The organism is Caulobacter sp. S45 (assembly GCF_009765965.1).
Taxonomy (GTDB): domain Bacteria; phylum Pseudomonadota; class Alphaproteobacteria; order Caulobacterales; family Caulobacteraceae; genus CAHJWH01.
The window spans coordinates 397649-404593 of the sequence record NZ_LMUL01000010.1 but is presented as its reverse complement, the minus strand read 5'-3'; the positions used below and the strand labels follow the sequence as shown (position 1 = coordinate 404593).

Sequence of the window (6945 nt, the reverse complement as noted above, 5' to 3'; positions counted from 1 at the left end):
GGCGCACGGGGGTGCGCACACTATCGCCCACGCAGAAACCGGTGAGGCGGCGCCGCCTTCAGCATCCACCCGGCGCCGGCCTGCACTCACCCCCATCCCTGCCCTTCCCCCTTCGAGGGGGAGGGGTTCAAGGTCCGCCCCATCCGCCTATGGCGCCCGACCCCGGAACGTCATAAGTCCCGGCGATGGACATCTTCATCAACATCCTGATCGCCGTCGCCATGCTGGCGGTGGTCGCGAGCCTGGGCCTGGGCGTGTTCTCCATGCTCAAGGGCGGCGAATACGCGCGCGCCAACTCCAACAAGTTCATGCGCTATCGGGTCATGTCGCAGGCGGTGGCCATCGTGCTGATCGTCATCGGCTTCATCTACAAGGCCAGCCACCACTAGGAGGCCGCCATGGTCGTGCTGAACAAGATCTACACCCGCACCGGGGACGCCGGCGACACGGGCCTGGCCACCGGCGAGCGGGTCAAGAAGTACGATCTGCGCGTGGACGCCTATGGCGAGGTCGACGAGACCAACGCCTGCCTGGGCCTGGTGCGGCTGCACACGGCCGGCGATGAGACGCTCGACCCCATGCTGGCCCGCATCCAGAACGAGATGTTCGATCTCGGGGCCGATCTCGCCACCCCGGAGCGCGAGGGCAAACCCCTGGGCTGGGAGGCGCTGCGCATCGTCCAGGCTCAGGTCGACCGGCTGGAGCAGGACATCGACCAGCTGAACGCCGAGCTTTCCCCGCTGACCAGCTTCATCCTGCCGGCGGGATCGCCCGCGGCCACCTACCTGCACCTGGCGCGCACGGTGTGCCGGCGGGCGGAACGGGTGGCGACGCGGCTGGCGGGCCAGGACGGCGAGCGGGGCAGCGATGCGGCGCTGAAATACCTCAACCGCCTGTCGGACCTGCTGTTCGTGATGGCCCGCTACGCCAATGGCAAGGGGACGGCCGAAGTGCTGTGGCGCCCCGGCGCGACCCGCTGAGGCTAGACTAGCGACGCAGCGAGGTGGCCTGGGACGCCTGGTCCGCCGACTTGGGCAGGCCCGGATACACCGGCGTCTTGGACCCCGCCACGCGATGGGTGACGTCGGGTAGATAGATCACATGTCCGCAGGTGCGCGACGCCGGGTCCCACCAGTTGCCCGAGCTCTCGCACGCCTTGGCCGGCGCCACGTACAGGCTCTGATAGGCCCAGATGCCCGCGACGGACACGGCGAAGACGCCGAGGAACAGGAGCTGTACGCGACCGAGAAGGCGGTTCATGGGTTGTCTTAATGGGACCTCGCGCGCCCGAGGACAAGTCCATGCGGGCGCGACAAGACAACCACGTTCAATCGCCCGCGCTTGACATGACGTAAGCGTAAAGGCTTTGAGACGGACCCGATATGCAAGCCGCGCGGCCCACGCGCGCCGAATTCCAGGTGAGGCCTATGAAGGTGCTGGTGCCCGTGAAGCGGGTGATCGACTACAACGTGAAGGTCCGGGTGAAGCCCGACCAGTCCGGCGTGGACCTCGCCAACATCAAGATGAGCATGAACCCGTTCGACGAGATCGCCACCGAAGAGGCGGTGCGTCTGAAGGAGAAGGGGATCGTGTCGGAGATCGTGGTGGTCTCCATCGGCCCGCAGCAGGCCCAGGAGACCATCCGCACCGCGCTTGCCATGGGCGCGGACCGGGGCATCGTGATCGTCACCGACGAGCGGGTCGAGCCGCTGGCGGTGGCCAAGCTGCTGAAGGCGGTGGTCGAGGCCGAACAGCCCGGCCTGGTGCTGATGGGCAAGCAGGCCATCGACGACGACAACAACGCCACCGGCCAGATGCTGGCGGCGCTGCTGGGCTGGCCCCAGGCCACCTTCGCCTCCAAGCTTGAGATCGCGGGCGATGTGGCCACGGTCACGCGCGAAGTGGACGGCGGCCTGCAGACCCTGTCAGCCAAGCTGCCAGCGGTGGTGACAGTGGACCTGCGGCTGAACGAGCCGCGCTACGCGTCCCTGCCCAACATCATGAAGGCCAAGAAGAAGCCGATCGAGCCCAAGACCCCGGCCGACTACGGCGTGGACATCACGCCGCGGCTGACGGTGGTCAAGGTCGCCGAGCCGCCCAAGCGCTCGGGCGGGATCAAGGTCGCCTCCGCCGATGAGCTGGTGGCCAAGCTGAAGACCGAAGCGGGAGTGATCTGATGGCTGTCCTCGTCGTCGCCGACCACGACCGTTCCGCCCTGCGCGACACCACCCACAAGACCATAGCCGCAGCCCAGGCCATCGGCGGGGAGATCGACGTGCTGGTGGTGGGCTCCGGCGTCCAGGCCGTGGCCGAAGAAGCCGCCAAGATTCCTGGCGTGCGCAAGGTGCTCAAAGCCGAGAGCGAAGCGCTCGACCATGCGGTGGCCGAGGCCATCGCCGCGACCGTCCTGCCCCTGGCCGCGAACTACGACGCGATCCTGTCGCCCGCCACCACCACCGGCAAGAACGCCTTCCCCCGCATTGCCGCCCTGCTCGACGTGATGCAGGTCTCCGACGTGATCGAGGTGATCGACGCCAAGACCTTCGTGCGCCCGATCTACGCCGGCAACGCGCTGGAGACGGTGACCACCACCGACGCCAAGGTCGTCGCCACCATCCGCCCCACCACCTTCAAGGCCGTGGCGGCCGAGGGCGGCTCAGCGACCATCGAGAGCGTCGACGCGCCGGCCGCCTCGGTCACCGCCAGCTTCGTCGCCGACGAGGTGACCAAGTCCGAGCGCCCCGAACTGGGTGCGGCCAAGATCGTGGTCTCGGGTGGACGCGCCATGGGCTCGGCGGAGGAATTCCAACGGGTGATCGAGCCCCTGGCCGACAAGCTGGGCGCCGCGGTCGGCGCCTCGCGCGCGGCGGTCGACGCCGGCTACGCCCCCAACGACTACCAGGTCGGTCAGACCGGCAAGGTGGTCGCGCCGGCCCTGTACATCGCCGTCGGCATCTCCGGCGCCATCCAGCATCTCGCCGGCATGAAGGATAGCAAGGTCATTGTCGCCATCAACAAGGACGCCGACGCCCCCATCTTCCAGATCGCCGACTACGGCCTGGTCCAGGACTACAAGACCGCCGTACCGGAGCTGATGGCCGCGCTGGAGAAGTAGGTTTTCCTTCTCCCCTTGCGGGAGAAGGAAGGGGCCCGCGGGTCGATAGACGCGTGGGAAGGTTGAGGGGTCGATGCATGCTTGCCGCCTGTCGCAGCGAGACCCCTCACCCTCCCAGCATGGCTGGGCCCCTCCCTCTCCCACAAGGGGAGAGGGGATGATCTCCATCGACATCCGCCCCTACACGCCGGACGACACCGCCGGGATCACCGAGCTGTTCCACCGCTCGGTGCGCCAGGTCGCCCGGCGCGACTATTCCGAAGCCCAGGTGCGCGCCTGGGCGCCGGACCAGACCAACCTCGACCACTGGCGCACACGCCTCGCCGCCGCCGAGACCTGGACCGCCTGGATCGACAACCGCTTGGCGGGCTTCACCGATCTGGAAGCCGACGGCCACCTCGACCACCTCTTCGTCGATCCCGACTTCCAGCGCATGGGCGTGGCCACAGCCCTGGTCGCACAGGTCGAGCGAGCGGCGCGACGCCACGGCCTCACGCGGCTACATACCGAGGCCAGTCTCACCGCCCGTCCCGCCTTCGAACGCTTCCGGTTCGAGCTGATCGCAGCCCAGACGGTCCACCGGCGTGGCCAGGATCTGCGTAACTTCCGCATGGCCAAGCGCCTCGACGCCCCCGCCGCCGCGCTGGACGCCGGCCCCGAGCGGTCATAGGTAGGGCGCCTACGGATCAGGAGCCTTCCATGGACCTCGCGCGGCTGCAGACCTTCGTCGACCGGACCTGGAACGACGAGATCACGCCGACCCTGGTCGACTACATCCGCATCCCCGCCAAGTCCCCGGCCTTCGATCCCCAGTGGGTCGAGCATGGCCACCTCGACGCTGCGGTGAAGCTGCTGGAGGACTGGGCTAGGCCCAAGGTCGCGGCCCTGCCCGGCGCGACGCTGGAGGTGGTGCGCCTGCCCGGCCGCACGCCCGTCATCTTCATCGACGTCCCCGGCCAGGGCGACGAGACCGTGCTGCTCTACGGCCACCTGGACAAGCAACCTGAGATGACCGGCTGGAGCGAGGGCCTGGGTCCCTGGACCCCGGTGATCAAGGGCGAGCGGCTGTACGGCCGGGGCGGAGCGGACGACGGCTACGCCATGTTCGGCGCGCTGGCCGCCATCTCGGCCCTGCACGAGCAGGGCGCTTCCCACGCCCACTGCGTGATCCTGATCGAGGCCTGCGAGGAATCGGGCAGCTACGACCTGCCGTTCTACGTCGACCACCTGGCCCAGCGGATCGGCAAGCCGTCGCTGGTGGTGTGCCTGGACTCCGGTTGCGGCAACTACGACCAGCTCTGGCTGACCACCTCGCTGCGCGGCATGACCGGCGGGACGCTGAAGGTCCAGGTGCTGGAGGAAGGCGTCCACTCCGGCGACGCGTCCGGCGTCGTGCCGTCCAGCTTCCGCATCCTGCGCCAACTGCTGTCGCGGCTGGAGGACGAGCAGACCGGCCAGATCAGGCCCCCCGAACTCCACGCCGAAGTCCCGCCCGAGCGGATCGAGCAGGCGAAGCGCGCGGCGAAAGCGCTCGGCGAGGAACTCTACACCAAGTTCCCCTTCCCGCCCGGCGGCCAGCCCGTGAGCCACGACCCGGTCGAGCTGATCCTGAACCGCACCTGGCGGCCCCAGCTCGCGGTCACCGGTGTGGCCGGGCTGCCGGCGCTGGAGAGCGCGGGCAATGTGTTGCGCCCGTTCACGGCGGTGAAGCTCAGCCTGCGCCTGCCGCCCACGCTCGACGCCGAAAAGGCCGGCGCCTTCGTCAAGGACCTGCTGGAGCGCGATCCGCCCTACGGCGCCAAGGTCGAGTTCAGCCTGGAGAAGGCCGGCAGCGGCTGGAACGCCCCGCCGTTGGCCTCTTGGCTGGAGCAGGCCATCGACGCCGCCTCGCAAGCCACCTTCGGACGCACGGCCGCGATGATGGGCGAAGGCGGCAGCATCCCGTTCATGGGCATGCTGGGCGAGAAGTTCCCCGACGCCCAGTTCGTCATCACCGGCGTGCTCGGCCCGCACTCCAACGCCCATGGGCCGAACGAATTCCTCGACCTGCCCACCGGCCGGCGCTTGTCGGCCTCGGTGGCCTGCGTGCTGGAGGCCCACTTCGCCGTCCATTCGCGACGCTTGGCCGCCTAGAGGGGTGATCGCCGGAAGTGGAAACCCGTTTCGGCGGCTGCTAACCCTCTTCGCCGGGGCCCGCGGACCTGATCGATTCGGCATGAATCGATTATGCTCCGGGGCTGGAGGTGTCTCATGACCAATCGGACAGCGTTTGGTGCGGATCGTCGCGCCGTGCTGACCGGCGCTGCGGGCGTGCTGCTGGCGACGACGGGCCTGCGCGCCGCCCTGGCCCAGCCCGACCCCGCCACGCCTCCGGCGACGCCCGCCCCGCGGCCGCAACCGGCCCACCGGGCGCCTGTGCATACGCCCCTGTCCCCACGTGAAGCCGACATCCTGGTCAAGGCCCTGGCCGACGCCGAGACCCACGGCTTCCGCCGCAACGAATTCGTCTCCCCCGAACTAGCCGCCCTGCTCCATGGCGAGGACCTGCAGGCCCCCCATGCCCAGGACCTGCTGAAGACCGCGATCCTGGACTATGCGCGCGCCCAGCGCGGCCAGCGCATCGCGCTCTCCGCCTTCCCCGAAGAGTGGTCCGTTCGTCCCGCCGCCTACGACCCGGAGCCCGAGTTCGTCGCCGCCGTCTCCACCGACCGGTTGGGCGCATGGCTCGACAGCCTGCCGCCGCACTACGAAGGCTATCAGGGACTGCGCAAGGCGCTCGTCCGCTACCGCGCGCTGAAGGACTGGAAGACCATCCCGGACGGCGCGCCGCTGAAGCTGGGCGCCAAGGACCCCCGCGTGCCGATCCTGCGCGCGCGCCTGCAGGCCGAAACCCCGCCCTCGCCCACAGGCGCTCCGGCTCCGCCGATCCCGACTCCCAAGGACCCCAAGCTCTACGACGCCGCCCTGGTGCAGGCGGTGCAGGCGTTCCAGCGGCGCTGCGGCCTCGGCCCGGACGGGATCGTCGGGCCGCCGACGCTTGCGGCCCTGAACGCGCCCAAGGGCCAGCGGGTGCTGCAGATCGAGGCCAATATGGAACGCTGGCGCTGGCTGCCGCGCGAGCTTCCGCAGACCCGCATCCAGGTCAACATCGCCGCCGCCGTGCTGGCCATCTATCGCGACGGCAAACCGGTCATGGCCATGAAGGCGGTGGCGGGGCGTCCCGCCGACAGCACGCCCATGCTTGCCTCGCAGATCCAGAGCATCGTGCTGAACCCGCCCTGGCACGTGCCGGAATCGATCGCCAAGAAGGAACTGTTCCCCAAGGCGGCGCGTGACAGGGGCTATCTGGCGCGCAACCAGTACGAGGTCCGCAAGGGCGACGACGGGGTGGTGCGGCTGGTGCAGAAGGCCGGCCCCAAAAGCGCGCTCGGCCGGTTCAAGTTCGACTTCCCCAACACCTTCGGCGTCTACCTGCACGACACCCCGGCCCAGTCCGGTTTCGCCCGCACCAGCCGGCTGGCCAGTCACGGTTGCGTGAGACTCGAACAGCCAAAAGCGCTGACCAACCTGCTGCTGGAGGGCAATAACGACTGGCCGCCGACCCGTATCGACGAGACCGTGGCGGGCGACAAGACCATCCGCGTCGCCCTCGCCCAACCCATCCCGGTCTTTATCCTGTATTGGACTGCGTTCGTCGACAACGCCGGCTCCGTGCAGTTCAGGGGCGACGCCTACGACTGGGACCGCAAACTCCTGGGACTCGTCAGCGGGGCCAAAAGTCGTGATTCATCATCTGAAAACCTTGACGCTTAACTGCATAACAACTTGAT

The 6945-nt window shown here is 68.8% G+C and carries 8 protein-coding genes; 7 read left to right on the top strand and 1 reads right to left on the bottom strand.

What is annotated here, in order from left to right; all coding sequences use genetic code 11:
- Window positions 1–185 precede the first annotated feature (185 nt).
- Window positions 186–389 carry a twin transmembrane helix small protein gene (locus GSQ87_RS06380; RefSeq protein WP_158914390.1) on the top strand — a complete coding sequence of 68 codons (204 nt, stop codon included), beginning with the start codon at window positions 186–188 and terminating at the stop codon, window positions 387–389.
- 9 nt (window positions 390–398) lie between these two features.
- Complete coding sequence (locus GSQ87_RS06375; RefSeq protein ID WP_158914388.1) at window positions 399–980, top strand: cob(I)yrinic acid a,c-diamide adenosyltransferase; 582 nt, start codon at window positions 399–401, stop codon at window positions 978–980.
- 7 nt (window positions 981–987) lie between these two features.
- Here the strand turns inward: GSQ87_RS06375 and GSQ87_RS06370 are convergent, their stop codons facing one another.
- A complete protein-coding gene (locus GSQ87_RS06370; RefSeq protein WP_158914386.1) occupies window positions 988–1260 on the bottom strand; it encodes a hypothetical protein in 273 nt (90 codons plus the stop codon).
- Window positions 1261–1427: 167 nt separating this feature from the next.
- Here GSQ87_RS06370 and GSQ87_RS06365 point away from each other — a divergent pair, with 167 nt between their 5' ends.
- The 5 genes from GSQ87_RS06365 to GSQ87_RS06345 all read left to right on the top strand — a co-directional run bounded on the left by GSQ87_RS06365 (window position 1428) and on the right by GSQ87_RS06345 (window position 6928).
- A complete protein-coding gene (locus tag GSQ87_RS06365) occupies window positions 1428–2177 on the top strand; it encodes an electron transfer flavoprotein subunit beta/FixA family protein (protein ID WP_158914384.1) in 750 nt (249 codons plus the stop codon).
- Window positions 2177–3115: an electron transfer flavoprotein subunit alpha/FixB family protein gene (locus GSQ87_RS06360; RefSeq protein ID WP_158914382.1), complete on the top strand. Its 939-nt coding sequence runs from the start codon at window positions 2177–2179 to the stop codon at window positions 3113–3115. Before GSQ87_RS06365 ends, GSQ87_RS06360 begins: the two co-directional genes overlap by 1 nt.
- 157 nt (window positions 3116–3272) lie before the next feature.
- Window positions 3273–3785, top strand: a complete 513-nt coding sequence (locus tag GSQ87_RS06355) for a GNAT family N-acetyltransferase (RefSeq protein WP_158914380.1) — start codon at window positions 3273–3275, stop codon at window positions 3783–3785.
- Between the two features lie 29 nt (window positions 3786–3814).
- Entirely contained in the window at window positions 3815–5248 is a 1434-nt protein-coding gene (locus GSQ87_RS06350) for a M20 family metallopeptidase (RefSeq protein WP_158914378.1), read from the top strand.
- Between the two features lie 117 nt (window positions 5249–5365).
- A complete protein-coding gene (locus GSQ87_RS06345) occupies window positions 5366–6928 on the top strand; it encodes a murein L,D-transpeptidase (RefSeq protein ID WP_158914376.1) in 1563 nt (520 codons plus the stop codon).
- Window positions 6929–6945 lie beyond the last annotated feature (17 nt).